Here is a 25,870-nt window from a genome sequence, read left to right on the forward strand (position 1 = left end):
GGCGCGGTTGTGTTTTTGGCGCGCTGGCGCGCGCGGGGTTCGGCCCTCTTGGCGTCTGCTGTCAGCCCTCGAGACTTGTGGCTTCGCCACGTGCGCTTCGAGGGCTGACAGCAGACGCGGGCCGAACCTTTGGGGGCCTCGCTGAACTCGGCACCGGGAGGTGGTTTGTGTAGGTGCGGTGAGGTCGGCAACTGGATGGTGCTGGGCGGGGTTGCGGGATGCGGGCGCGGATGGCCGGGGCGGGGGCGGAGGTGCGCTTAGGCTGGTCGGTGTGACCGACCAGGATCGGCGACGGGAAGCCCTCGGGGGTGCGCTGCGCGCCCGGATCGGGGCGGAGGCGGTGGATATTTCTTATCGGCGCCGGGTGGAGTATTCCGCGGACGCGTCGAACTACCGGGTGCTGCCCGAGGTTGTGGTCTTTCCGCGGGAGGAAACCGAGGTGGCGGCGGTACTCGAGGTCGCGCGGGCCGAGGGGGTGCCCGTTACTCCGCGCGGCGCCGGTACCTCGGTGGCGGGTAATGCCGTCGGCCCGGGGATCGTGGTCGATTTCAGCAGGCATATGCACGGTATCGCCGAGGTGGATCCGGATCGCCGGACCGCGCGGGTGCAGCCGGGCGTGGTGCTGTCGGATCTGCAGCGCCGGGCCCGGGCACATGGTTTGCGGTTCGGTCCCGACCCCTCCACCCAGAACCGCTGCACTCTCGGCGGAATGATCGGGAACAACGCGTGCGGGCCGCATGCCGTCGCCTGGGGCCGCACCTCCGACCGGGTCCGGGAACTGCGGATTCTCGATGGCACCGGAACCGAGCGCCGTCTCGCCACCGATCCGGCCGCGGTTCCCGGAATGGCCGAGTTCACCACCGCGGCATTGGCTGTACTGCGCACCGATCTCGGTCGTTTCGAGCGGCAGGCCTCCGGCTACGGCCTCGAATATCTGCTGCCGGAGCGGGGCGGGTCGCTTGCGGCCTCCTTCGTCGGGTCGGAGGGCACCTGCGGCGTGCTGCTCGAGGCCGAAGTGGATTTGGTGGAAATTCCGGCCGCCACCGTGCTGGTGGTGCTCGGCTACCCCGACCTGGCGACCGCGGCCGACGATATCGCCGCGGTGATGTCGGTGGCGCCGATCGCGGTGGAAGGTCTCGACGCCGGCCTCATCGCGATGGTGCGCGCGCACGGCAGGGCGGTCCCCGACCTTCCGCGCGGCGGCGGCTGGTTGTTCGTCGAGCTGGCCGGTGCCGACCAGGCCGCGGCGAACTCGGCCGCCGAACTGCTGTGCCGGGCGGCGGGCGCCCTCGATACGCGGACTATCACCGATCCGGTGGCCGCGGCGGCGCTGTGGCGGATCCGCGCCGATGGGGCGGGGCTGGCCGGGCGCACGCGCGACGGGCAGCCCGCCTGGCCGGGTTGGGAGGATGCCGCGGTGCCGCCCGCCCGGCTGGGCGCCTACCTGCGCGATTTCGAGGAATTGACCAGCGAATACAAGCTCGAGGGGTTCCTCTACGGGCATATCGGCGACGGCTGTATGCATGTGCGGCTCGATCTGCCCATCGCCGCCGCGCCGGAGCGGTTCCGCGCCTTCCTCACCGATGCCGCCCACCTCGTGGCCGGGCACGGTGGATCGCTGAGCGGCGAGCACGGCGACGGCAGGGCACGGTCGGAGCTGCTGGAGATCATGTACACGCCGGAGGTCCTGGCGGTCTTCGCCGGATACAAGGCGCTGTTCGACCCGGGCGATCTGCTCAATCCGGGGGTGCTGGTGCGCCCGCGCCCGCTGGACGCGGATCTGCGGCTGCGCGGGCTCGGTCCGGCGGCACCGGCCGGTGGTTTCGCCCTGACGGCGGATTCGGGTGACCTCTCGACCGCGGTCCACCGCTGTGTGGGAGTCGGTAAATGTCGTGCCGATACGCGCCCCACCGGTGGTTTCATGTGCCCGTCGTATTTGGCCACCGCCGATGAGAAGGACACCACCCGCGGCCGCGCCCGGGTGCTGCAGGAGGTGGTCCGGGGCGAGCTCGAATGGACCGCACCCGAGGTGGCCGAATCTCTCGATCTCTGCCTTTCCTGCCGGGCGTGTGGCACCGACTGCCCCGCCGGGGTCGATATGGCGACCTACAAATCCGAATCCCTGCACCGCCGGTACCGGGGCCGGCTCCGGCCGCGCGACCACTACGCACTCGGCCGGCTACCCCGTTGGCTGGCCGGTGCGACCCGGGCGCCCCGCCTGGTGAACGCTCTGGCCGGCGCCGGACCGCTGCGGCGGCTGGGGATGCGCGCCGCGGGAGTGGATCCGCGGCGCGCGATGCCGGTTCTGGCGGACCGCCCGTTCCGCCGGATATGGCGCCGGGAAGCGGGCAATCAGGAGATCACCGGCCCGGAGGCCGGGACGGTGATGCTGTGGGTGGATACGTTCACCAATGCGTTCGATCCGGAGATCGCGCAAGCGGCGGTCCGGCTGCTGAACTCGCTCGGTTACCGCGTGACCCTGCCCGGCAGGCAGGTCTGCTGCGGGCTGACGTGGATCAGTACCGGCCAACTCGACGGCGCTCGCGCGCGGCTGCGCGCGACGCTGGACGAACTCGACGCCCACGTGCGCTCCGGGGGCCGGGTCATCGGCCTGGAGCCGTCGTGCACCGCGACCCTGCGCGCGGATCTACCGGAATTGCTGCCCGATGATCCGCGTTCCGGGCCGGTGGCCGGCGCCGTACGTACGCTCGCCGAGTTCCTGACGGATCTGCCGGATTGGCGTCCACCCGGTGCCGCGGGCCGGTCGGTGGTGGTGCAGCCGCACTGCCATCATTACTCGGTACTGGGATTCGAAGCCGATCGCCTGATATTTGCCCGGATGGGAGTGGATATCACCGAGATCGCCGGATGTTGCGGTCTGGCGGGTAATTTCGGGATGCAGCGGGGGCATTACGAGATATCGGAGGCCGTCGCCGGGAACGGATTGCTCCCGGCGCTGCGCGACGCGCCCGCCGACGCCACGCTGCTGGCCGACGGATTCTCCTGTCGCACCCAGGCCGATCAGCTGACCGGGTGGCCGAGCCGTCACCTCGCGCAGATCCTGCTGGGGGAGTGGTGATTACCTGCGCCGACTCGATCGGCGGTGAATCGCCGGGGCGCGAAGGCCCGGTATGGCCGGGGCGGATCTGCCGGTCAACTGCTGCCGAACGGCAGGCTTCCCGGCGGAATCTCGTAGCCGGAGCTTCCGGCGAAAACCGAACCCCAGAGATCGAGCAGCCAATTGAGTGCGTCGATGATCATGAAATCCTCCGGATTATGGTGATCATTGATACCCCCTGCCGCAGCGGCAGCCAGGTATTTGCTCAACTCGGCCATTATCGTCCCGCAAATCGGTCCTGTTACGCCGGAGGCGCACAATAGCGTGGTGCCCATTCGCTCAGCGGGATCTCCGGCGGGCCCTGCCGGGATGGCCCGGACCCTGGCCGCGGCCGCCCCGATAGATCTCGCGCACACCCTCGCGCCGCTGCGCCGCGGTGCCGGTGACCCCTGCCATCGGATAACCCCCGACGGAGCGCACTGGCGAGCTTCGCGGATGCCCACCGGGCCCGTCACCTTCCGCCTGGTCCAGGCCGAGAAGTCCGCGGTCGCGGCCACGGCCTGGGGCCCCGGTGCGGCGGAGTTCCTCGACGGACTCGACCGCATGCTGTGTGTGGACGAAACGGTGGACGATTTCGTCCCCATCCATCCCACCGTCGCCGCCGCTCATCATCGGTTTCCGGGATTGCGGATGCTGCGCACGGGGCTGGTGTTCGAATCACTGGTCCCGGCCATCCTCGAACAGAAGGTCACCACGGTCTCGGCGTATGCCGCATGGCGCGTACTGGTGCATCGGTTCGGCGCCGCGCCACCCGGCCCGGCCCCGGACGGGTTGTGGCTGCCACCGGACCCCGAGACCTGGCGCCGGATACCTTCCTGGAGCTACCACCGCGCCAATGTGGGGCCGCAGCGCTGGCAGACGATAGTGCGGGCCGCCGAGCGGGCCGACGCGCTGGAACGTACCGCCGGACTGCCCCCGGCCGAAGCCGCCCGCCGGTTGCGGACCATCCGCGGTATCGGCGAATGGACGGCCGCGGAAACGGCGCAACGCGCTTTCGGTGACGCCGACGCACTATCGGTGGGTGATTTCCATCTGGCGTCGGTGGTGGGGTGGACGCTGCTCGGCCGCGATATCGACGATGCGGAGATGGTCGAGTACCTGGAACCCGTACGCCCGCATCGCTACCGGACGATTCGCCTGCTCGAGATCAGCGGGCAGGCCCGTAAACCCCGTTTCGGCCCGCGCGCGCCGGTCACCGATCATCGGTGGCATTGAGCCGGTCGGCACCGAGCCGTTACCAGGTCGGCGCCGAGCCGTTCCGGGTCGCGATTGATACCGTGTGGCCGCCGGGCCGCCACGCCGGTTCTGGATCGCGAGTACGCGGGTTCTCGCTATTGGAGGGCGCGGTTGTCCAGAACGCAGCGCCCCGATTCCACCAGGGTCGCCCGCGCGCGCCGGCGGACCCGGCACATATCGACGGTGCAGTCCAGGTGCAACTGCATGGCCGAATGGGCCTGTTCGGGGCTCATCACGCCGGGATCGTCACCGCAATCGAGCAGGGTGGGGATCGGGGCGCTCAGATTCAACCGCATCACACGACCTCCTTGTGAACCCGCGGCCGACTCCTGTTGTCCGCGGTGGGTTTCCGGGGGTGCACATACGACCAACAGCTCACCATAGGCCGAGAACGGTATGGATCGGGTGAGATTCGCCGTTTTTTCGTCGTCGAATTTGCGGATTTCCGGGTCGGCGGGGTTATCTGCGGTCCGGTCGGCGTTGCGCGTAGCATCGCGCTCGATCGCTGGGGGCGCGGCGGCACTCGATTGCGGGTGGCGCGCCCGGCGCTCGATCGGTTATGGCGCCCCGGCGCTTGATTACCCGTGGCGCCCCGGCGCTTGATCACCCGTGGCGCCCCGGCGCCGCGACCTCGACAGAACAGGCTGCGACCCGCGGAGACGGGCGAAGGAGAACCTGGATGAGCATCGACAACGGTACGAATGTGGACCTGTCCGGCGCCCGCTGGCTGAGCAGTGGGCCGGATGGGCCGGGCTCGCACAGCGTGGAGATCGCGATGCTCGCCGATGGGCATGTGGGAATGCGCGACGGTAAGCACCCCGACGGTCCGGTACTCGTGTTCACCCCGGGTGAATGGGCGGCATTCACCGCGGGTGTGCGGGACGGCGAATTCGACCGCCCCTGACCTTCCCGGCTTCGGAGTTATCCGTCCTCCACCGGTTTGCCAGGCTGTATAACGGGTAGACAACGATACGTGGACCGAGGAATAAGGAATTCGCGACCTCGGCTCCGTAGATTGCGGCCCGGCGACGGTGTGGCGTGGTTGATCGTCGGACTGCTCTTCGCGGCGTCGGCGTCCGGTGTATTCGTACTGACGAGCTCCGTGTTGTCGGCGCTGTTCGTCGGAATACTGGTCGGGCTGGTCGCGACAGGCGTGGTCACGATGCTCTGACGGTACGTCCGCGGCGCCGGACCACCTCCCGCTGCGCCGCCGAACCGTTCGGTTCAGCCGCGCAGCGGACCCCTCGATTCCGGTCAGCGCCGGAACAGTTTGTTCCCGAGCCAGACGATCGGGTCGTATTTGCGGTCGGCCACCCGTTCCTTCATCGGGATCAGCGCGTTATCGGTGATCTTGATGTGTTCGGGGCACACCTCGGTGCAGCATTTTGTGATGTTGCAGTAGCCCAGCCCGTGTTCCTCCTGGGCGGAGTCCCGCCGGTCCGCGACATCGAGGGGATGCATTTCGAGTTCCGCGATACGCATCAGGTAGCGGGGACCCGCGAAGGCTTCCTTGTTCTCGTCGTGGTCCCGGACCACATGGCAGGTGTTCTGGCAGAGGAAGCATTCGATGCATTTGCGGAACTCCTGCGACCGCTCCACATCCACCTGCTGCATGCGGTATTCGCCCGGAGCCAGGCCGGGAGGCGGTGTGAACGAGGGTATCTCGCGGGCCTTCTGGTAGTTGTACGACACGTCGGTCACCAGATCGCGGATCACGGGGAAGGTCCGCAGCGGGGTCACGGTGACGATGTCATCGGGGGTGAAGGTGGACATCCGGGTCATACACAGCAGTCGCGGCCGGCCGTTCACCTCGGCCGAACAGGAACCGCATTTGCCGGCCTTGCAGTTCCAGCGGACCGCCAGATCGGGTGTCTGCGTGGCCTGCAAGCGGTGGATGATGTCGAGCACCACCTCACCCTCGTTGACCGGGACTGTGTAATCCCGCAGTTCTCCGTCGTCGGTATCACCGCGCCATACGCGGAACTTGGCGTCGTAACTCATCCGCTCACGCCTCCTTGGTATCCGAATCGCTGCCGTTGCGGCTCGTACCCGCCGCGGCGCCCCCGGCCGCCGGATGTCCGGCGAGTTCGGTGGGTGTGTAGTACTTCTCCAGCTCACCGAATTCGAAGAGGGCGAGCAGTTCGGGACGCATGGGAAGCTGCTCCCGCACGGTGACCGAGATATCGGGTACGCCGGATTCGTCCTCCGCGCCGGCCACCGCGCAGACCAGGAGTTTGTTACGCCACTGCGGATCCATCCCCGGGTGATCGTCGCGGGTGTGTCCGCCCCGGCTCTCGGTGCGCTGCAGCGCGGCCTGGGCGACGCACTGGCTGACGACCAGCATGTTGCGCATATCCAGCGCGAGATGCCAGCCCGGGTTGAACTGGCGGTGCCCCTCGATGGTGACGTGGGCGAACCGCTCGCGCAGTGCGTCGAGGCGGCTGATCGCCTCGCGCACCTCGTGCTCCTTACGGATGATGCCCACCAGATCGTTCATGGTCTGCTGCAGATCGGTGTGCAGGGTGTAGGGGTTTTCGCCTGATCCGCCCTCCGGCGGGTCGAAAGGCGCCAGGGCGATCTGCGCGGCCGCCGCGATATCGGTATCGGCGATCTCCGGCCGCCGCTCGAGGCCGGTGACGTACTCCGCTGCGCCCAGACCCGCGCGGCGTCCGAAAACCAGCAGGTCGGACAGCGAATTGCCGCCGAGCCGGTTCGATCCGTGCATACCGCCCGAACATTCGCCCGCCGCGAACAGCCCGGGGACGTGGGCGGCGCCGGTATCGGGTTCGACCTCGATACCGCCCATCACGTAATGACAGGTCGGACCGACCTCCATCGGTTCCTTCGTGATGTCGACATCGGCCAGCTCCTTGAACTGGTGATGCATGGAGGGCAGCCGGCGCGTGATCTCCTCCGGGGTCAGCCGGGAGGCGATATCGAGGTAGACACCACCGTGCTCGGTGCCCCGGCCGGCCTTGACCTCTTCGTTGATCGCCCGGGCGACCTCGTCGCGGGGCAGCAGGTCGGGGGTGCGGCGGGCCGAATCATTATCGCGCAGCCACTGATCGGCTTCCTCCTCGGTCTCGGCGTACTGCCCTTTGAAGACCCCGGGGATGTAGTCGAACATGAAGCGTTTGCCGTCGGTGTTCTTCAGCACCCCGCCGTCACCGCGGACACCCTCGGTGACAAGGATCCCTTTCACGCTGGGCGGCCAGACCATCCCGGTGGGATGGAATTGCAGGAACTCCATGTTGATCAGCCGGGCCCCGGCGCGCAGCGCCAGCGCGTGACCGTCGCCGGTGTACTCCCAGGAATTCGAGGTGACCTTGTAGGACTTGCCGATACCACCGGTGGCCAGGACCACCGCCGGGGTCTCGAACAGGATGAACCGGCCGGATTCGCGCCAGTAGCCGAACGCGCCGCTGATCCGGTCGCCGTCCTTGAGCAGATCGGTGATCGTACATTCCGCGAAAACCTTGATCCGCGCCTCGTAGTCGCCGGTTTCGGCGTAATCCTCCTGCTGCAGCGAGACGATCTTCTGCTGCATGGTGCGGATCAGTTCGAGACCGGTCCGGTCGCCGACATGAGCCAGCCGGGGATAGGTGTGTCCGCCGAAGTTGCGCTGGCTGATCCGGCCGTCGGCGGTCCGATCGAACAGGGCGCCATAGGTTTCCAGCTCCCACACCCGGTCGGGGGCCTCGAGCGCGTGCAGCTCGGCCATCCGCCAGTTGTTCAGGAACTTGCCGCCGCGCATGGTGTCGCGGAAATGGGTCTGCCAGTTGTCCTTCTCGTTGGCGTTACCCATCGCCGCCGCGCAGCCGCCTTCGGCCATCACGGTGTGGGCCTTGCCGAACAGCGATTTGCAGACGACGGCGACGGACAGGCCGTGTTCCCGGGCTTCGATCACCGCGCGTAGTCCGGCGCCGCCGGCACCGATCACCACGACGTCGTAGGTGTGCCGCTCCACTTCGGGCATAGCCGTGCAAACTCCTCAGTCGATGATGCGAAGGTCGGAAATCGTGCCGCTCGCGACCAACATCACGTAGAAGTCGGTGAGCACGAGAGTTCCGAGCGTGGTCCAGGCCAGGGCCATATGCCTGGTGTTGAGCTTGGAGATCTGCGTCCAGAGCCAGTAGCGCACGGGGTGGGCGGAGAAATGCTTCAGCCGCCCGCCCGCGATATGCCGGCAGGAATGGCAGGACAGGGTGTAGGCCCACAGCAGGACCACGTTCCCGGTCAGGACCAGGCTGCCCAGGCCCATACCGAAGCCGCCCGTTTTGCCGTGGAAGGCGCCGATGGCGTCGTAGGTGTTGATCACCGAGATGATCACCGCGACATAGAAGAAGTAGCGGTGCGCGTTCTGGATGATCAGCGGCAGCCGGGTCTCGCCGGTGTATTTGGCGTGGGGTTCGGCCACCGCGCAGGCCGGCGGGGAAAACCACACCGAGCGGTAGTACGCCTTGCGGTAGTAGTAGCAGGTGAGCCGGAACCCGAGCAGGAACGGCAGCACCACGAAACCCAGCGGGATGAACATCGGCAGATCGCCGAACGGCGTGCCGAGATGGCTGGCACCTTCCACACACGACGTGCTCAGGCACGGTGAGTAGAAGGGGGTCAGATAGTGGTAATCCGGCACCCAATAGGCAGTCCGCACAAACGATCTGATGGTCGCGTAGATGACGAAGGCGCCCAGCCCCACGACGGTGATGAGGGGTGGTAGCCACCATCGGTCCGTGCGTAGCGTGCGGGCGTTGATGCGGGCCCGGGCCTTACTGAAAACACCTGATCCCGTATCGGGAGCGGTTGTGGTCGTTGCGGCATTCACTGGTCGATGCCTCGCTGATCGGCGGTTCGGGAGACCACTGACGGTCCCCGATCGAATGTGATGCTGAGCACCATACGCCGGGTTCGCTATCGACCGAGCGGGGTCCGCTCAATCTTGTCGCCTCAACAGGCCAGTGATTTGCGCCACATTTACTGACGATCTTGTCAGGTGAATACACCGCAAACGTGAGCGGCCGGCCGCCTGTCCGGCGACCCGCCGCTCTCGACGCACCGGGCGGGAGCCCGGGGCGGAGGGTTCAGTTATCCGGCGGTGAACCCGGTGGTGCTACTGGGTCCGCGGCCGCGAGTGGAAGCCGAGGCCCTCGTCCTGAGCGCCCATCCAGGCCGATTCGTCGGATTTGCTGTCCGGTACGTAGATGGGCTCCTGACCGCGGCCGACCAGCTGCGGGGGTGGGCTCTGTTCCAATTCGTCGGCGTCGATGCACAGCCTTTCGAGGTCGTTCTCCAGCCGGCGAACCGTTCCCGCGTCCCCGTAGTGGGCGCGCAACACCCCGATCGACTGGCGGAGCTGGTTGACGGCGTACCGGAGTTCCGCGAAGTCGCTGCGTGTCATGGATACCTCCTGAGTTGCTCACCGGTCGCGGTGCGAACGCCGCTCGGACTGCGTCGGCCGTCCGGCATTGCTTGTGACCGACCACACAAGGTGATCTACAACACAGTACGGGAAAAATTCGATTCAGGCTCGTCGGATGATCAAGATCGGGTTGCGGTTGGGAGCAGATGTGCACAACTGCTGAGAGGGCCGGGACGGGCGGAGGATCGTCCTTCGATCTATACGGCCCACTAGGTATGCGCCTAGATATCGATAGATTCGCCTACCGAATTTGCTCGGTGTCTATACCGGAGTCGAGCGCGATTCATAGATTCCGATAGATATCGACAGCGGCCGGGTCGGCCACTGCCGAACCGGCGGGTCGAGCCCTTCTCTCCGGTGCGCCGGTGCGCGGCAAGGCTTTGTTGAAACCGGAAGCGGGTAGTCGCCGGAGTCTTGGGCCCGGTCTATCGATTCGCGAACGCGGTCGGCTCGCGGAACCATGCGCGCGCCCGCGCCCCGTCGAGCCCTCATTGTGTGGATGGCGCGCCGTGCCCAGCGGGATCTACATCGATCTACAGTTCGTTCAAGAATTGAATAGAGAGTGATAGCGCGCGGCTCAGGTGCTGACACTGCGCAGGTAGCGGCCGAAATGCGGAACCGTGAACCCGATGGTGCCGCGCTCCGCCGAATAGATCAGCCCCTTCTTGATCAATCCGTCGCGGGCGGGTGACAGCGACGCGGGTTTACGTCCCAGTTCGGTGGCCACCGCCGCGGTGGCGACCGGGCCCTCGTCGCCGGCGAGATCCGCCATCGCGCGCATGTACTCGCGTTCGGCGGGGGTCGCGCGCTCGTAGCGGGAGCCGAAGAACCCGACCGCCAGTTCCTCCTCGGCCGTCGGTGCCGCGACTTCCACATCCTCCGCGGTGATCGGACTTCCGGGGGCCTGGTCCCAGACCGCCTTGCCGTAGGCCTGGACGAAGTAGGGGTAGCCGTCGGCCTTGCGGTAGAGCGCGGCGAGGGCCTCGTCGGAGAACTTGACCTCTTCGCGTTCCGCCGGGGCGATCAGGGCCTGGTCGGCGGATTCGCGATCCAGCCGGTCGATCCGGTGGTAGCTGAACAGCCGTTCGGAATAACTCTTGGACGCCGACAGCACCGCCGGGAGGTGCGGAAGGCCGGCGCCGACCACGATCAGCGGGGCGGTGTCCTGGCTGAGCTCGTGGCAGGCCCCGCAGATCGCCGAGATATCGGCCGGGCCCAGATCCTGCATCTCGTCGATGAATACGGCGATACCCACGCCGATATCGGCGGCCAGGGCCGCCGCCTCGGTCAGAAGTTCCACCAGATCGATCTCGATATCGCCGGAATCGGCGCGTCCGGTCACCGCTGGTACATCGATCCCCGGCTGCCAGCGTTCCCGCATCCCCTTGTCCGCGGTGGCGCGCAGTGCGAATGCCTTGAGAATGCCCAGGAAGTCGTCCACCCGTTCGGTGTTGCGGTGGTTCTTCGCGATGGCCCGGGCCGCCATATGCAGTGCCGAGGACAGGGGGCGCCGCAGTTCCTGATCCGGGCGGGCCTCGATCTTGCCGGTACCCCAGCCGCGCGAGCCGGCCGCCGAGCGCAGCTGGTTGAGCAGTACGGTTTTGCCCACTCCGCGTAATCCGGTGAGCATCACACTGCGCTCGGGCCGCCCGCGGGCGATTCGTTCGAGCACGACATCGAAGGCGTCGAGCTGCTTTCCGCGTCCGGCGAGTTCGGGTGGCCGCTGGCCCGCGCCGGGGGCGTACGGGTTGCGCACGGGATCCATACCCAGACACCGTAGCGGGTCGATCGGTGAATATGGGCGAATCTATGCCGTGTCCTAGACAGGGCTAGTGGAGGCTATCGAGCGCAGGCCGGTGCGGAGTTCCCGGCGAGGATGTCCGGCAAACCCGCCGCCCGAGACCTCGCCGTGACCTGTCATCGCGGTGAAAATTGCTGCTCGCGCAGCGCTTTACGCATGTACTCCCAGCTCGTGAGAAATACCGGCGCGTTCGGCTGGACAACACCCGGCAGGCATCGTAACCTTCTTGTGACTTAGCGGAGTCGAGTCGTTTCGGAAGTGAGGCGGCGCCACTGGGTCACCGCCGCAGTCGGCCGCCGCGAACAACGCAGGACGCGCGACCGATGCGACGGGAGAGCACGAAGATCGGAGACGTAGCTCGGTGGGTAAGCACAGCTTGCAGCGAGAATCGAAGCTGCCTAATTCTGTCAAGGGCGCGCTCGTCATGGGCACCCTGGCCGCCACCACGGGCACCATGCCCGCCATTGCCTCGGCCGCCACGCATACCATCGACGTTCCGGGCGTCGGCAAATTCGATGTCGAGGTGCCGGACCAGTTCGCCGCTCAGGCCGACCAGCTGAACCAGGCCCTGGAGCAGGCGCCCCAGGGCATGCCGCAGCTGCCGTCGCTGCCCAATTTCGCGCCGCCGGGTGCCGCGATGCCCAATTTCGCGCCCCCCGCGCCGATCCAGCAGAGCCTCGGCGATGTGGCCCTGGATGCCGCCAAGACCAAGGTCGGCGCCATGTACTCCTGGGGTGCCGCGGGTCCCGCCAACTTCGACTGCTCCGGCCTGGTGCAGTGGGCCTACAAGCAGGCCGGTATCAAACTGCCGCGCACCAGCTTCGAACAGTCCCACGTCGGCGCTCCGGTGGCCTTCCAGAACCTGAAGCCCGGTGACATCGTCATCACCAACGGCGGCGGCCACGTCGGCATGTACGCCGGAGACGGCAAGCTGCTGAACGCCGTGCAGTCCGGTGAGCCGGTCACCTACACGAACCTGACCCCCGACGATGTGGTTACCGCCCGCCGTATCGTCTAAAGGGTGAGTCCAGCCGCTACCGCGCCGTCCCACGGACCGAACCAGGCCCGGGTCGACTCCTGGGTCTGGGCTGTGCGGCTGTTCAAAACCCGATCGGCCGCCGCGGCGGCTTGCCGTGGCGGACATGTACGGGTCAACGGCGCGACCGCCAAACCCGCACAGCCGGTACGGCCGGGTGACGAGGTCCGTGTCCGCAGCGGTGGTGTCGAACGCATCGTCATCGTCGAGCGGGTGATCACCAAACGGGTCGGTGCTCCGATCGCCGCCCAATGCCTGATCGACCGCAGTCCGCCACCGCCGCCCAAGGAAATCCTCGCGTCCCTTCCGAAACGCGATCGCGGCACCGGCCGGCCTACGAAACGGGAGCGCCGGGAAACCGATCGACTCCTCGGCCGCACCGACGACTGATCCGGGCCCGTAACAAACAACAGAACTCATCCGGCGTGACCCACCGTGCTCGGGTCACGCCGGATTTTCTGTCTCCGATATCGACCGGTCGGCCGTATCCGGTGCGCGTAGGTCGGTGCTTCCATGTGGGTTGTCCCCGGGCAATCGGCGCGCCGAGTCCGCGGGCGAGACCAAGATCGGGCGAACCGGTCCGGCGATCTCGAGCGGTGTCGCGAACACCGCGATGAAGGCCACCGGATCCGCGGCGGTGAGTTCGATGAGATTGGCCGCCGATATCGACACCCGGGCGAAGCGGCGCGCCAGCCGTCCCGGATCCGGCACCCGGTCCGCGTCGCCCGCCACCTCCTGCCCCGCTGATCCGGGCCCGCCGTCGGGAGTTCCCGGGTCGGGAGGGGCCGGCCGGTCCGCGGCCACCACCGCGCCGACCACCGTTTCCTCGAATACCTGCGCCGCGTGGACCACGCCCCGGATCGAACAACCGGATTCACGGATATCGCGCAATGCGTTGTCGAGGTCGTGCCGGTCGGCGGTATCGCAGCGGACCACCACCACCCGGTCCTCGAAACCCTCGAGCAGCGGCGGTACCGGCCGCGGCGAGCGCGTGGGTACCACGACATCACGGGCCCCCGCGGAGAGCAGGCGCCGCACCATCATCGAGCCGAGCGCACCGAGGCCCCCGCTGACCACATACGTTCCGGCCCTGTCGATCTCCATCGGAGGGTCCACCGCGAGACGTCCGGAAAGGAAGCGGATAGCCCGATTGGCATCGACCATGCGGGTCCATGCGATGATATCCGTGGGTGGGAGGTTATCGGCGAGCCGTATCGAAGCCAGCGTTCCGGCACTCGTGACCTCCGCCCGCATAGCCTCTCCGGATTCCCGGGACTCTGCGCCGCCGTCACCGAGCCGGGAACAGGATCCGTCCACAGACGTCGCCGCAGCGGCAGAAGCGGTCCGATATCCGTCGAAATCGGTCGGTGAGCAACCATTTCCGGTCCGATCGGACTTGCTCGGAGCCGGGCCGGGCGTAGCAGCGGGCGTCTCGGATGACGTGGCGGAACCGGCCCGGGCGCTGCCGATCCACGGCCTGCCCCCGTCGACTGCGTACTCCGGGCTACCGAGGGTGCGCGCCGCGTGGAACTGGGCCAGGCAGGTGAGGAAGGCCGTGCCCTCGTCGTCGCGCCGGGCGGTGGGGTAGGTGGTGTGGGTGAACCGTTCGATCGCCCGGACAGCCTCCGACAGTACGGGATCGGGACCCACTTCCAGGATGATTTCCGCGCCGTCGGCGGCAGCGCCGCGCAGGGCGGCGTCGAGTTCGACCCGGGCGGTGAGGTTGGCCGCCCAGTATCGCGGTCCCGCGTCGGTGACCGTGCCCGGTCTCGAACCCGAGTACATGCGGGTATGGGGTGTCGAGGTATGCAACCGGCCGAGGTCGGCGTGGAATCCGGGCAGCGCCTCGGAGACGAGGGCGTGATGGGCCGGATAGTCGACGCCGGTACGCGTGGCGGGGATCCCGCGGCGCCCGGCGCGGCGGATCACGACCTCCACAGCGCGTTCGGCACCGGAGACCAGCACCGATCGCGGCCCGTTGACGGCTGCCACGCCGACCCGCCCGCGCATCGGTTCCACCAGCCTGCTCGCCTCGGACTCCGACGTCCGCAGTTCGGCGACCGCACCCGACCCGGAGAGGTGGGTGAGTGCGCGTCCGCGCGCCACCGCGACCTTCGCGGCTTCGGTCAGCGGGAGCGCTCCGGCGACCACCGCCGCCGCGAGTTCACCGAGTCCGTGCCCGAGTACCGCGTCCGGGCGGACTCCCCAGGCGTGCAACAGTTCCGCGGTGGCCACCTGATAGGCGAACAGCGCCGGTTGCGAGAACTCCGCCGCCGGGCCGCCCGGATTGCGGAATCCGTGTCGAGGAGTCCAGACGCGTGGCCCGCCGGCCGCGGCGACGGCATCCCCGGCCGCGGTGACCGCCGCCGCGAACACCGGGTACCGCCCGGCCAGACTCCGCCCCATTCGGTCGTGTTCCCCGCCTTCGCCGGGGAACAGGAAGACGACGCGGGCGTGCGAACTGTTCATTCGGGCAGCGGGGCGTCGCGGATGCGGTGCGGGTCTGGCCTCACGACTCGATTATGCCGGAGAAACGGGCGGTTCCGGATTCTCCGATTTCGTTGGCGCCGAATGTCTTACGCGCTGGTGCGAGCCTTCGGCCGCCGCCTGCGAGTAGCGTTGCCGTGTGGCCGATTCCGCCGAAGGACGTACCCGAACCCTGCCCACGGTGCTGCGCTGCTGTGCCGCGCTGGCCGCCACTCCGGGGCGGCTGCTGCGCCCGCGACGGGCCGATGCCGGACTGCTGGCGCGGCTGGATTCGGTGCCCCCGCCGGCGGCGCGGGCGACGGTCGGGTTGACCGTTCTGCTGCAGGGCCGGATGCGGGCGCCCACCACCATCGTGGCCGAGGGGGTGCGTGAGTTCGGGCATCTGCCGATGGCCATGGGCGCCTACCTCGTCGAACATCCGCGCGCCCGGTTCCTCGTCGACCCGGCCCTGTGCGCCCATGTGCATCAGCGCGTCCTGCCGGGCCTGCCGTTCCCGATTCCGCTGCTGGTGGCTCCGGACAAGCCGGTACTCGGCCTCGGCGACGCGCTGGCGGCCCGCGATATCGACCCCGCCGGTATCGATTTCGTCCTGCCCACGCATCTGCACTGGGACCATATCTCGGGGGTGCTCGAACTGCCGGATTCGGTGCCGGTGCGGCTGCCGTCGGCGGAACTGGCCTGGGCTCTGGACGGACCCTACGCACCGGCCGGTGTGGTGCGCGCGCCGCTGCACGGGCGCTCGCTGGACCCGCTCGAACTCGACGGCCCGCCGGTACTCACCTTCGAGCGCAGCCTGGATCTCTTCGGCGACGGGTCGGTGGTGCTGGTCGATATGGCCGGTCATACCCCGGGCAGTATCGGAGTCCTGCTCGCGACGTCCGGCGGCCGCCGGGTGCTGCTGGCCGGTGACGCCGTGTGGAATCGGCTGCAGATCAGCTTGATCCGGGAAAAGGCACCGATGCCCGGCCAACTGTTCGACGCCGACCGCGACACCGCCTTCGAGACCATCCACCGCTTGCACGCGCTGCCGGCCGATATCGAGGTGGTCGCGGCACACGACTACGACGCGGTCGCCGCCCTGGCGGCGCGTTGACCGGCTGCCCCACAGCGCATCGCCTGCCGATGCCGGGCGGCGCGCATCGAGTACTGCTGCCCGAGGGCGTAACCACCGCCGGGTCCGCGATGCGGGAAGCCGATTCCCCATCGGGCTTCCCGCACCCCCGCACCGGATCGATCGCCCGACCTCCGGCGCGGATGTTCCGCCGTGGCGGAACAGCGCGAATCAGGCCACCACGTACCGCGCCAGCCTGGCGTTGATCAGTTCTTCGGCCTCGGAGACCATCCGCTCGATGAGTTCGGCGCAGCTCGGGATGTCTTCGATCAGGCCTTGGCACAGGCCGACCGACCAGATCCCCGCGTCCAGATCGCCTTCCTCGAACACGCGGCGGCCGCGGGCGCCGGAGACCAGTTCCCGGACGTCTTCGAATTTGCCGCCCGACTTCTCGATCTCGACCACCTTGCGGCTGATCTCGTTATCGGCGACGCGCGCGGTATTGCGCATGGTGCGGAAGATGAGCTGGGTGTCGCGCTCGGAGTTCGCGACGATCTGCTCCTTGACCTGCTGGTCGATCGACGATTCCTGGGTGCAGAGGAAGCGGGTGCCCATATTCACGCCGTCGGCACCCAGCGCCAAGGCCGCGACCAGGCCGCGGGCGTCGGCGATACCGCCGGAGGCGACGATGGGGATGGTCAGTGCGCGGGCGGCGGCCGGGATCAGGACCAGGCCGGGCACGTCGTCCTCGCCGGGATGCCCGGCGCATTCGAACCCGTCGATGCTGACCGCGTCGACGCCGATCTTCTGGGCCTTGAGCGCATGCCGGACGCTCGTGCATTTGTGCACGACCTTGATACCGGCTTCACGGTACGCGGGCAGGAACGGCTCGGGGTTGCTACCGGCGGTTTCCACGATCTTGATGCCGCTGTCCACGATGGCGCGCACGTACTCCTCGTACGGCGGCGGGTTGATGGACGGCAGGATCGTCAGGTTCACCCCGAACGGCTTATCGGTGAGTTCCCGGGTGCGCTCGATCTCGCGCCGCAGATCGTCGGGGGTGGGCTGGGTGAGTGCGGTGATGAAACCGAGCCCACCGGCGTTGGCGACGGCCGCGACGAGTTCGGCCCGGCCGACCCACATCATTCCGCCCTGCACGATCGGATGTTCGATACCGAAAGTCTCGGTGAACCTGGTCCGCAGCATCGGTGCTCTCCTCTACTTTCCGCGGATAGTCCGCGCCTGCTGCATGGTGCCACGGGGATCGGCGCCCGATCAACCCTGGAAGTGAGTCGCGATTCGCATAAGTGAGGCTCTCTGACGTAGCTGGGGAAGCCGTCGGACCGCGGGTATCACCGCAAATACACGCTTCAACGAGTGTGAAGTCGTTTCCCGGCGCAGTTCCTCGGAATTAACCGCTATTCGGTGCTGAACTCCTTGCCGGTGTCGATGTGAATTGTTATTCTGCCGACACGTTCACACTGCGTGTGGCGCCGGACACTCCGGCGGCCTACGCGGTACCGAGAGGAGTACGTGGGATGACCACCGGTGCGCAGGCCCTCGACGAGCCGATCAGATCGCGTCGCAACCACTGGAACAACCAGATCGCCTCGCACGCGGTGATGCGGCCCGACGAGGTGGCGATCCGCTTCCGCGGCGCCGACACCACCTGGCGTCAGCTCCACGATCGGTCCCAGAAGTTCGCCGACGCCCTGGCCCGCCGCGGCGTCGGCTTCGGCGACCGCGTTCTCATCCTGGCCCTGAACTACCCCGAGTACCTGGAAGCCGTATTCGGCATCAACGCCCTCGGCGCGATCGCGGTACCGGTGAACTTCCGGCTCACCCCGCCCGAGGTCGCCTATATCGTCGGCGACAGCGGGGCCAAGGCCGTGGTCACCGATACCGTGCTGCAGCCGCTGGCCACCGCCGTGCAGGGGCAGGCGCCCGGGCTCGAACACGTTTTCGTGATCAACGGCAGTACCGGCGAGGGTGGTATCGGGTTCGAGGACGCGCTCACCGAGGGCGGGGAAGCGCACACCCCGCTGGATATCCCCGAGGACACGCCGAGCCTCATCATGTACACCTCCGGCACCACCGGCAGCCCCAAGGGCGCGGTTCTGTCCTACGGGAATATGAACGCCCAGGCGCTCACCTGTATCCGGGCGATGGCGATCGAACTCGATTCGATCGGTTTCTGCACGTCCCCGCTTTTCCATATCGCCGGGCTCGGCAGCCTCGCGCCGGCCTTCATGCTCGGCACCAAGACCGTGCTGCATCCGCTGGGCGCCTTCAATCCGACCGAATTCCTGGACGCGGTCGAAGCCGAACAGGCCACCACCGCCTTCTGCGTGCCCGCCCAGTGGCAGCTGATCTGTGACGATCCCACCATCACCAAGCGCAAGCTGGCGCTGAAGGCGTTGAGCTGGGGTGCCGCCCCTGCCTCGGATACCGTGCTGAAGGCCATGGCTGTCGCCTTCCCCGACGCGTTCAATGTCGCAGTGTTCGGGCAGACCGAGATGTCGCCGATCACCTGTGTGCTCGAGGGCAAGGACGCGATCCGCAAACTCGGCTCGGTCGGCAAGGTCATCCCGACCATCCAGGCCCGCATCGTCGACGAAGAGATGAACGATGTGGCTCCCGGCGAGGTCGGCGAGATCGTCTACCGCGGTCCCAGCATGATGGCCGGGTACTGGAACAAGCCGGAGGCGACCGCGGATGCCTTCGCCGGCGGCTGGTTCCACTCCGGCGATCTGGTCCGCCAGGACGACGAGGGCTTCATCTATGTCGTGGACCGGAAAAAGGACATGATCATCTCCGGCGGCGAGAACATCTACTGCGCGGAGATCGAGAACGTGCTGTTCGCGCATCCGCAGATCCGCGAGGCCGCGGTGATCGGCCGGGCACACGAGAAATGGGGCGAGGTCCCCGTCGCGGTGGTCGCGCTGGAGGATCCCGACGCCGCCCTCACCCTCGCGGATCTGGAGCCGTTCCTGAACGAGAACCTCGCGCGCTACAAACATCCGAAGGAGCTCGTCGTCGTCGCGGAACTGCCCCGCAATGCCAGCGGCAAGGTTGTGAAGAACGATCTGCGCAAGGACAACGCCTAACCCCTGTCACCAGGTACGAGCCGGCGGAAAATGTCATCCGCCGGTTCGGATCCGGGTGCCGTCGGCCCCCTCGCCGCGCCCGCTGGCCAGGACTTATTGCGCAGAGTCGTGCGACCGGGCCATCGATGGTCGATTATCTACGCCATGTCGGATCACCATGCTGCTGTTCTCGCCCTGCACTGGCAGGTCAACGTCATTCGGCCGGAAGGCTTCTTCGGTCCGATGCTGGCCGAGCCGGTGGCCGCCAGCGGTGCGGTTCCGCGCGCCGCGGAATTCCACAAACTCGCGGCGGAACTGGGACTGCCGATCATCTGCACCCGCTTCACCGTGCCCGAGGGCGAGGGCCGCCTTGTCCGCAACACCGGATTCATGCAGTCGGTGGGCGCGGCGCAACACGACTTCCGCCCCGACGCGCCGGGCAGCCGCCTGATCGATGAGATCGCCGATCAGGCCGACCGGATCGTCGACAACCAGAAACTGTCCGGACTGGCCGGCAACGATCTGCCCCGCTGGCTGGCCGAGCACGATATCGACACCCTGTTCCTGACCGGTGTCGCCACCAACCTCACCGTCGAGCAGACCGCCCGCCACGGCACCGACCTCGGTTTCACCGTCTACACCGTCGCCGACTGCGTAGCCGCCGCCGACCCCCAGATCCACACCGCCTCCCTGGCCAACATCGCCCAGGTCAGCGCCGGGCTGCGCACCACCACAGACGCCCTCGACGCGCTCGGCTGATCTCGGCCCAACTCTCCTGGTTCGGCGCCGTCCCGATTCTGGAGCGACGGAGCGGGGGAGCGAAGCGGAGGAGCGGAGGAGTGAAGAATCGGGACCTCGGGGCGCCGAACCCGCGCCGCCGGAGGCGGCGCCATGTCACAGCTCAGATCATGTTTTTTTCGGTCATCCAGCGCATTACCTGCCAGCCGCAGAACACCGGGATCCAGCAGGTGAGCACCCGGTAGAGCAGTACCGAGGGCACAGCCACCTCGGCCGGTAGGCCGAACGCGGCCAGACCACCGATCAACGCCGCCTCCACCGCGCCGACGCCACCGGGGGTCGGCGCGGCCGAGGCGAGGGTGCCGCCGATCATGGTCACGATGGTGACGGTGACGAACGTCGTCCCGCCGCCGAATGCCTGCACGCTCGCCCACAGCGCCAGCGCCTGGCCCAGGGTGAGCGCCGCGCAGCCGAGCACGATCACCGCGCAGCGTTTCGGGTCGCGTGCCAGCACCGCGAGTTCGCCGATGACCTCCTGCACCTGCGGGATCACCGAATTGTTCAGCCAGCGCCGCAGTTTCGGCACGAACATGAAGGTGCCGATGATCCCGACCCCGACCCCGGCGATCAGGTACAGCACCGTGGGTGAGGGTACGAAATGTGAGAGGTCGGCCGAGGTGCCGGCGGCCACGCTGAACAGCACCAGCAACCCCAGATGCGTGCACACCTGCACGCCCTGTTGCAAGGCCACCGCGGCGGTGGCGCGTACCGCCCCCACCCCGCCCTTCTGCAGGAAGCGCACGCTCAATGCCAGCCCGCCCACCCGCGCCGGGGTGGTGGTGGCGGCGAAGGTGTTCGCGATCTGCATCAGCACCAGCGGCCAGTACTTCACCACCCCGGACGCGCAGGCCCACAGGGCCGCGGCGGTGCCGAGGTAGGTGAGCGTGGACAGCGCCAGCCCGGCCAGCGCCCACCACCAGTTGGCCTCCCGGAGCTGGGTGAAGAAGGTCGGCACCGCGCTGATGAACGGGTATGCCACGTAGACCAGGGCGATGAGCAGTACCAGCTGAATGAAGCTCTTCCGGCTGAACCGGGTGATCTGCTCGGCCTCGATGCGGTCCTGGCCGGTCTGGGTGCGCACTTCGTCGCGAGCGGCGCCCACCGCGGACTTCCAATCCGGGATGGACGCGCGGATCCCGCGCGGCATGGCGAATCGGGTCAACCGGCGGGACGCCGTGAGCACCGTCTCCTCGCCCAGCACCTCGATCGCCGAGCGCACCGCGGCCTCCCGGCCGAACACCGCGGTCATCGAGACCAGCAGCTGCGCGATATCGGACTGCAGCTGGGCGTCGGAGGCGCACAGTTCGGCGGAGGTGAACCCGCCGAAAGCGGCCTTGCCGTCGGCGCATACCCGGATCTCGGTGGGCCGGAGTTCACCGTGCGCGATTCCGCGCTCACGCAGGACGGTCAGCGCCTGCCATACCGCGTCCAGCGCGGCGGTATCGGTGGGGTCCTGTTCGATCGAGCGTCCGGTGGGCAGGGTGTGCGCGTAGAGCATCCAGCCGCGCGGCAACCCCGTCACCGTCACCGGCCGATACGCGGCGACCCCCAGATCGCCCAGCGCGATGGCCATGAGCGCGCGATGTTCGACCGCGCGATGCATCGAACCGTGCAGCGGGGCGGTTTCGCTGGACCGGAAGGTCAGCCAGCGCCACAGCTGGCGTACCGCGCTCTGCGTGCGCTGATTCTTGCCGTACAACTCGACCACCAGCGCCCGTTCCCGCTCCGCCACGGTGGCCGACAGCATGAGCGCCCCGGGCCCGGCCGGACGGACGACGGTGAGCCGGTTGACCGTATAGCCGCGCCGGGCCAGCTGGCGGACCGCGGCGTCCAGCGGCACCTCGAGCGCGGGGGTCCCGACCAGCAGCACGATCACCGCGCCGACCAGCCAGCCGACCACCAGCCCGAACATCGCGCGCGCCGGAACGACCGTGCTCACCACCAGATGCATCGGCGCGAACGCCAGCAGCAGCACCCACAGCCACCGCCGGGCCCGCACCGGCAGCCACGGGCTCGACACGGTGAGTACCGCGGCCAGCATCGCGATCCAGCGCGGATCGTCGAGGAACTGCTGCAGGAAGGTTTTATCGGCCAGGTTCTCCGGCACCTGCAGATGCCACTGCGGAGCCGACAGCCCGCTCGGCGTGATGGACAGCAGGATCCCCGCGACCAGGCCGGCGGTGGCGTACCCGGCGAGTAGTTTCCAATGCCCGCCCCACACCAGTTCCACCAGGATCGCGAACGGCAGGATCAGGATGACGATCCCGTAGAGCAGGTAGACCAGATTGGATTGGTCGGAGTTGAGGAATCCGACGATATTGGAGACCGACCGCTCCAGCGCCAGCCATTCGGGGCGGGTGATCAGGGATCCGGCGATGACGACGGCGACGCCGGCAGACGCGAAGACGACACGGAGGATATCGCTGGTCCGCCGGGTGAGCGGTTGTAGCAGGCTGCCCGTGACCGGGATCTCCCGCCCATCGACTCGCATGTCGTATCGGTACTTTCGGATCGAGGTGAAGCTGTGCGACCGCCCACGCGCACCAGGTTGCGAGTATGCAGGAGGCCGAGCCGGACGATACACACCAACACGCTGCCAGAATGCGTGGGTGAGTGGTGATCGGCGTATCTGTTTTGTGGGGGATTCCTTCGTGGCCGGAGTGGGGGATCCCGAGGCCCTCGGCTGGAGCGGCCGGCTGACCGCGCACGCCGGTGCCGCCGGGCTGGGGCTGACCGCGTACAACCTGGGGATCCGCGGCCATACGTCCAGCGATATCGCCGGGCGCTGGGTGTCCGAATGTGAAGCACGGCTTCCGGCCGGTGCCGAATGCCGGGTGGTGTTCTCTTTCGGTGTGAACGACACGGTGCTGCTCGACGGTGCCCCCCGGGTGGCCGCACCGGCCGCGGCGGCGAACCTGGCCGCCCTGCTGGATGCCGCGCGGGTGCGGGAGTGGCCGGTACTGATGGTGGGTCCGCCACCGGTGGACGACGAGGCGCACAATCGGCGGATCGCCGAACTCGATACGCGCTTCGCCGGGGTCTGCGCCGAATTCGGTGTGCCCTATGCCGGGAGTTTCCGGCTACTGGCGGAGGAGACCGTATGGGCCGACGAGGTGCGGGCCGGCGACGGCGCCCACCCGGGTGCCGCGGGCTATGCCGTGTTCGCGCTAGGGCTGTTGCCCGCTTGGCGCGCGTGGTGGGGGTACTGATCGCCTCGATGGATAAATAGGATAGTTTTTCCGTATTTTACGGTATCTCACCGTAAAATGTCCCAGACGGTGCGGACGGCCGGAAGGCCGCCGCCACCGTCAGCCCGCCGCTACGCCGTGGCGCATCGTCGTGAACACGTCGGCGAGTTCCGGAACCGAACGCACCAGTTCCGCCCGGAAATCGCATTCGCATTCGAGCTGACTCAGTGTGCCCACCAGCGTCAGACCGGCGCGCGCGAAGGGGGTGCAATGCGCGGGCAGCGTCAGCTCCCGCATCACATTCGTCAACCGCGGACTCGTGATCCGCAGCACCTGCTTACGCAGCCAGGATGTGGTGATCCGGAACCTTTCGTGCCGTACCGGTTCCCCGCACGCCGAAAGCGCGACGTCTAGTGCGGCCGCGTCGAATTGCCGCCCGGGCTGGGCGAACCCGTGGGTGCGCACGGCCGCCTCCAGCGCCGGTGGCCCGGTGTTGAAGATCGCGTCACACAAATCCACGGTCAGATCGGTGAAATCCGGATGCGGCCACGGCGCGCAGGCGCCGAAATCGGCGACCCCCAGCCGTCCGTCCGGGAGCAACCACAGGTTCCCCGGATGCGGATCGCAATAGAGCAGCCCGTGCCGGCCCCAACCGGTCAGCACGAACCGCATCATCAAGGTGCCCAGCCGGTCCCGCTGCTCCCGGGTACCCGACCGGATGATCCGGGTTGCCGGAATCCCCTCCAGCCATTCCGACACCAGCACATCGCCGCGCTGCACCAGCACCTCCGGCACCCGGAACTCGTGACTGCCGGCGTACGCGGCGGCGAAGGCCCGCTGATTATCGGCCTCGGCCGCATAGTCCAATTCCGCGCGCACGCTCTCGCACAGCGCGTCGGTAATCGTCTTCACATCCGCACCCGGCAGGAAAACCGAGGCGAGGGTCGAAATACGGCGTAACTGCAGCAGATCCGACTCCACCGCTTCACGGGCGCCCGGATACATCACCTTCACCGCGACCGGCCGCCCGTCGTGCCATACCGCGCGATGTACCTGGCCGATCGAGGCCGCGGCCGCGCGCCGGTCGTCGAACTCCCGGAAGAGCTCGCGCCAGCCGGGTCCCAGACTCGCGGCCAGCACCCCGTGCACGGACGCGGGCAACATCACCGGCGCCGAATCCTGCAGCCGGGCCAGTGCCACCTGGTACGGCGCGGCGAGCTCCCGGGGCAGCGCCAGCTGGTAGACCGCCAGCAGCTGGCCGAGTTTGGCGGCACAGCCCTTCAATTCGCCCAGAACCGCGAACATATGTTCGGCGGTGCGGGTCTGGATATCCCGGTTCACCTCCTGCGCGGAGCGGCCGAGCGCACGTCGCCCCGCGCCCGCCGCCTGCCGCCCCGCATAGGCGACCGGCAGCGCCACGAGTTTGGCGCTGCGCAGCGCCCGCCGCACCGGCGGCGCGCCCGGATCCCGTCGACTGCTCATTCCTCATCCCCAGAAAGCGTTTTGCCTGTTCTCCTGTGCAGTCTGGCATATTTGCGCATAGACTGTCTGGGACGTATCAGATGCCGAGAAAGGTGTATCCATGGGGTCCCGTACGGTGGTCGCCGACGTCGCCGACGAACTGGCACGGCGGGTCGCCGCGGGGGAATACCAGCCGGGCCAGTTGATGCCCTCGGTCCGCCAGGTCGCCGAAGAGTTCGAGATGAACCGCGCCACCGCGCAGCTCACCCTCGGCCGGTTGGAGTCCTACGGTTTCGTCGAGGCACGCCGCGGCAAGGGTTTCACCATCCGCGAGGTTCGCGCGGCCGGCGGCCTGGACGTCTACCGGCATCTGTTCCGGTTCTCCATCCCGATGCCCGACGTGGCGATCGAGATGTTCCGCGATATCGTCGAGGTCGAGCGCGGAATCGTCATGGACGCGCTGCTCGCCTACACCGGTACGGCACACGGGACACCGGCCGGCGTCGACCTCACCGAACTCAAGGCCGAGATCGACACCCTCGAAACCCTGGCCCGCCTCGACGTCCCCGATCACCGCCGCATCCTGGCCATCGAGATCGGCGTGGTCCGCCGCCTGCTCGTCGTACTCGAATCGAGTATGCAACGCGCCATCCTGAACTCGATCGGCGAAATGGTGCTCGAGGTCCCGGAAGCCGTGGAGGCATACTTCGCCGGCGCCCCCGACCTCCACGTCCTGGTGTGGCGCGCCCTGATCGCGGTCTGGGAATCCTCCTCCGGCCCCACCACCGCCCAGCTCGCCCTCTTCGAAGACCTGTTCGGCCTCTATCACAACAAGGTCACCGCCCGCTTCGAGGAAATCCTCGGCGCCACCGCCCCCTCCGAAGAAATCCACGCCGCCACCGCCTGAGAAGCGACCGCAAGCGCCCCTCGGCCCCGACCGGCCCTTGTTCGATTGCGTGGTATTCGCCCGAGCCGTTTCCTGCCCGCCCCCCCGCCTTCCCGATACCTGTGCCTCAGCGTCACCGGGTCCGCACCCAACCTGCCCACCCGGTCCTCATCCGAATGCGCCACTCCCCGAAACCAGGCCACCCTCCCGGCGCCGAGTTCAGCGAGGCCCACAAAGGGTTCGGCCCGCGTCTGCTGTCAGCCCTCGAAGCGCATGTGGCGAAGCCACGAGTCTCGAGGGCTG

22 protein-coding genes are annotated in these 25,870 nt (G+C 67.9%); 11 read left to right on the forward strand and 11 right to left on the reverse strand.

From position 1 onward, the window contains the following. The first annotated feature begins 271 nt into the window (after positions 1–271). Positions 272–3,079, forward strand: coding sequence for an FAD-binding and (Fe-S)-binding domain-containing protein (locus AB0F41_RS28380; protein WP_357429061.1), 2,808 nt, complete (start codon positions 272–274; stop codon positions 3,077–3,079). Positions 3,080–3,153: 74 nt separating this feature from the next. On the opposite strand, the gene AB0F41_RS28385 is transcribed toward AB0F41_RS28380, so the two are convergent. Beyond that, the gene (locus AB0F41_RS28385) at positions 3,154–3,327 is read right to left on the reverse strand and encodes a hypothetical protein (protein WP_357429063.1); all 174 of its coding nucleotides are present in this window, start codon (positions 3,325–3,327) and stop codon (positions 3,154–3,156) included. Between the two features lie 100 nt (positions 3,328–3,427). Here AB0F41_RS28385 and AB0F41_RS28390 point away from each other — a divergent pair, with 100 nt between their 5' ends. Then, the gene (locus tag AB0F41_RS28390) at positions 3,428–4,333 is read left to right on the forward strand and encodes a DNA-3-methyladenine glycosylase 2 family protein (protein WP_357429101.1); all 906 of its coding nucleotides are present in this window, start codon (positions 3,428–3,430) and stop codon (positions 4,331–4,333) included. Between the two features lie 116 nt (positions 4,334–4,449). Here AB0F41_RS28390 and AB0F41_RS28395 read toward each other — a convergent pair whose 3' ends face one another. After that, entirely contained in the window at positions 4,450–4,650 is a 201-nt protein-coding gene (locus AB0F41_RS28395) for a hypothetical protein (protein WP_357429065.1), read from the reverse strand. 383 nt (positions 4,651–5,033) lie between these two features. On the opposite strand from AB0F41_RS28395, the gene AB0F41_RS28400 reads away from it, so the two are divergent. Together AB0F41_RS28400 and AB0F41_RS28405 are read left to right on the forward strand one after the other, a co-directional pair. Next, a complete protein-coding gene (locus AB0F41_RS28400; RefSeq protein ID WP_357429067.1) occupies positions 5,034–5,258 on the forward strand; it encodes a DUF397 domain-containing protein in 225 nt (74 codons plus the stop codon). A 129-nt stretch (positions 5,259–5,387) separates the two neighbouring features. Then, on the forward strand, positions 5,388–5,525 hold the full coding sequence (locus AB0F41_RS28405; protein ID WP_357429069.1) for a hypothetical protein: 138 nt from the start codon (positions 5,388–5,390) through the stop codon (positions 5,523–5,525). Positions 5,526–5,608: 83 nt separating this feature from the next. Here the strand turns inward: AB0F41_RS28405 and AB0F41_RS28410 are convergent, their stop codons facing one another. The 5 genes from AB0F41_RS28410 to AB0F41_RS28430 form a co-directional block, all read right to left on the reverse strand. After that, positions 5,609–6,355 carry a succinate dehydrogenase/fumarate reductase iron-sulfur subunit gene (locus AB0F41_RS28410; protein ID WP_357429071.1) on the reverse strand — a complete coding sequence of 249 codons (747 nt, stop codon included), beginning with the start codon at positions 6,353–6,355 and terminating at the stop codon, positions 5,609–5,611. Positions 6,356–6,359: 4 nt separating this feature from the next. After that, a complete protein-coding gene (locus AB0F41_RS28415; RefSeq protein ID WP_357429073.1) occupies positions 6,360–8,330 on the reverse strand; it encodes a fumarate reductase/succinate dehydrogenase flavoprotein subunit in 1,971 nt (656 codons plus the stop codon). Between the two features lie 15 nt (positions 8,331–8,345). Further along, entirely contained in the window at positions 8,346–9,179 is an 834-nt protein-coding gene (locus AB0F41_RS28420) for a hypothetical protein (RefSeq protein WP_357429075.1), read from the reverse strand. A 285-nt stretch (positions 9,180–9,464) separates the two neighbouring features. Beyond that, the gene (locus AB0F41_RS28425; RefSeq protein WP_357429077.1) at positions 9,465–9,752 is read right to left on the reverse strand and encodes a hypothetical protein; all 288 of its coding nucleotides are present in this window, start codon (positions 9,750–9,752) and stop codon (positions 9,465–9,467) included. Between the two features lie 598 nt (positions 9,753–10,350). Then, a complete protein-coding gene (locus tag AB0F41_RS28430) occupies positions 10,351–11,538 on the reverse strand; it encodes an ATP-binding protein (RefSeq protein ID WP_357429079.1) in 1,188 nt (395 codons plus the stop codon). 460 nt (positions 11,539–11,998) lie between these two features. Here AB0F41_RS28430 and AB0F41_RS28435 point away from each other — a divergent pair, with 460 nt between their 5' ends. Together AB0F41_RS28435 and AB0F41_RS28440 are read left to right on the forward strand one after the other, a co-directional pair. Continuing rightward, positions 11,999–12,592, forward strand: coding sequence for an NlpC/P60 family protein (locus AB0F41_RS28435; RefSeq protein ID WP_357429103.1), 594 nt, complete (start codon positions 11,999–12,001; stop codon positions 12,590–12,592). A gap of 3 nt (positions 12,593–12,595) precedes the next feature. Continuing rightward, positions 12,596–13,000, forward strand: a complete 405-nt coding sequence (locus tag AB0F41_RS28440) for an RNA-binding S4 domain-containing protein (protein WP_357429081.1) — start codon at positions 12,596–12,598, stop codon at positions 12,998–13,000. Positions 13,001–13,054: 54 nt separating this feature from the next. Here the strand turns inward: AB0F41_RS28440 and AB0F41_RS28445 are convergent, their stop codons facing one another. After that, positions 13,055–15,079 carry an acyltransferase domain-containing protein gene (locus AB0F41_RS28445; protein WP_357429083.1) on the reverse strand — a complete coding sequence of 675 codons (2,025 nt, stop codon included), beginning with the start codon at positions 15,077–15,079 and terminating at the stop codon, positions 13,055–13,057. Between the two features lie 157 nt (positions 15,080–15,236). On the opposite strand from AB0F41_RS28445, the gene AB0F41_RS28450 reads away from it, so the two are divergent. Continuing rightward, positions 15,237–16,190, forward strand: a complete 954-nt coding sequence (locus tag AB0F41_RS28450) for an MBL fold metallo-hydrolase (RefSeq protein WP_357429085.1) — start codon at positions 15,237–15,239, stop codon at positions 16,188–16,190. 189 nt (positions 16,191–16,379) lie between these two features. On the opposite strand, the gene AB0F41_RS28455 is transcribed toward AB0F41_RS28450, so the two are convergent. Further along, positions 16,380–17,354, reverse strand: coding sequence for a nitronate monooxygenase (locus AB0F41_RS28455; RefSeq protein ID WP_357429086.1), 975 nt, complete (start codon positions 17,352–17,354; stop codon positions 16,380–16,382). Between the two features lie 332 nt (positions 17,355–17,686). Between AB0F41_RS28455 and fadD5 the strand changes: the two genes are divergently transcribed. Beyond that, a complete protein-coding gene (gene fadD5, locus AB0F41_RS28460) occupies positions 17,687–19,255 on the forward strand; it encodes a fatty-acid--CoA ligase FadD5 (protein WP_357429088.1) in 1,569 nt (522 codons plus the stop codon). 144 nt (positions 19,256–19,399) lie between these two features. Then, complete coding sequence (locus tag AB0F41_RS28465; protein WP_357429090.1) at positions 19,400–19,993, forward strand: cysteine hydrolase; 594 nt, start codon at positions 19,400–19,402, stop codon at positions 19,991–19,993. 142 nt (positions 19,994–20,135) lie between these two features. Here AB0F41_RS28465 and AB0F41_RS28470 read toward each other — a convergent pair whose 3' ends face one another. After that, positions 20,136–22,523, reverse strand: a complete 2,388-nt coding sequence (locus tag AB0F41_RS28470; RefSeq protein WP_357429092.1) for a lysylphosphatidylglycerol synthase transmembrane domain-containing protein — start codon at positions 22,521–22,523, stop codon at positions 20,136–20,138. A 118-nt stretch (positions 22,524–22,641) separates the two neighbouring features. On the opposite strand from AB0F41_RS28470, the gene AB0F41_RS28475 reads away from it, so the two are divergent. Continuing rightward, positions 22,642–23,241 (forward strand): GDSL-type esterase/lipase family protein, encoded by a 600-nt coding sequence (locus AB0F41_RS28475; RefSeq protein ID WP_357429094.1) that lies wholly within the window; start codon positions 22,642–22,644, stop codon positions 23,239–23,241. Between the two features lie 99 nt (positions 23,242–23,340). On the opposite strand, the gene AB0F41_RS28480 is transcribed toward AB0F41_RS28475, so the two are convergent. Next, positions 23,341–24,702 carry an AarF/ABC1/UbiB kinase family protein gene (locus AB0F41_RS28480; RefSeq protein ID WP_357429096.1) on the reverse strand — a complete coding sequence of 454 codons (1,362 nt, stop codon included), beginning with the start codon at positions 24,700–24,702 and terminating at the stop codon, positions 23,341–23,343. Between the two features lie 100 nt (positions 24,703–24,802). On the opposite strand from AB0F41_RS28480, the gene AB0F41_RS28485 reads away from it, so the two are divergent. Continuing rightward, on the forward strand, positions 24,803–25,588 hold the full coding sequence (locus tag AB0F41_RS28485; RefSeq protein ID WP_357429099.1) for a GntR family transcriptional regulator: 786 nt from the start codon (positions 24,803–24,805) through the stop codon (positions 25,586–25,588). The last annotated feature ends 282 nt before the right edge of the window (positions 25,589–25,870 follow it).

The sequence above is a fragment of the Nocardia sp. NPDC024068 genome (genome assembly GCF_040638875.1).
GTDB lineage: Bacteria > Actinomycetota > Actinomycetes > Mycobacteriales > Mycobacteriaceae > Nocardia.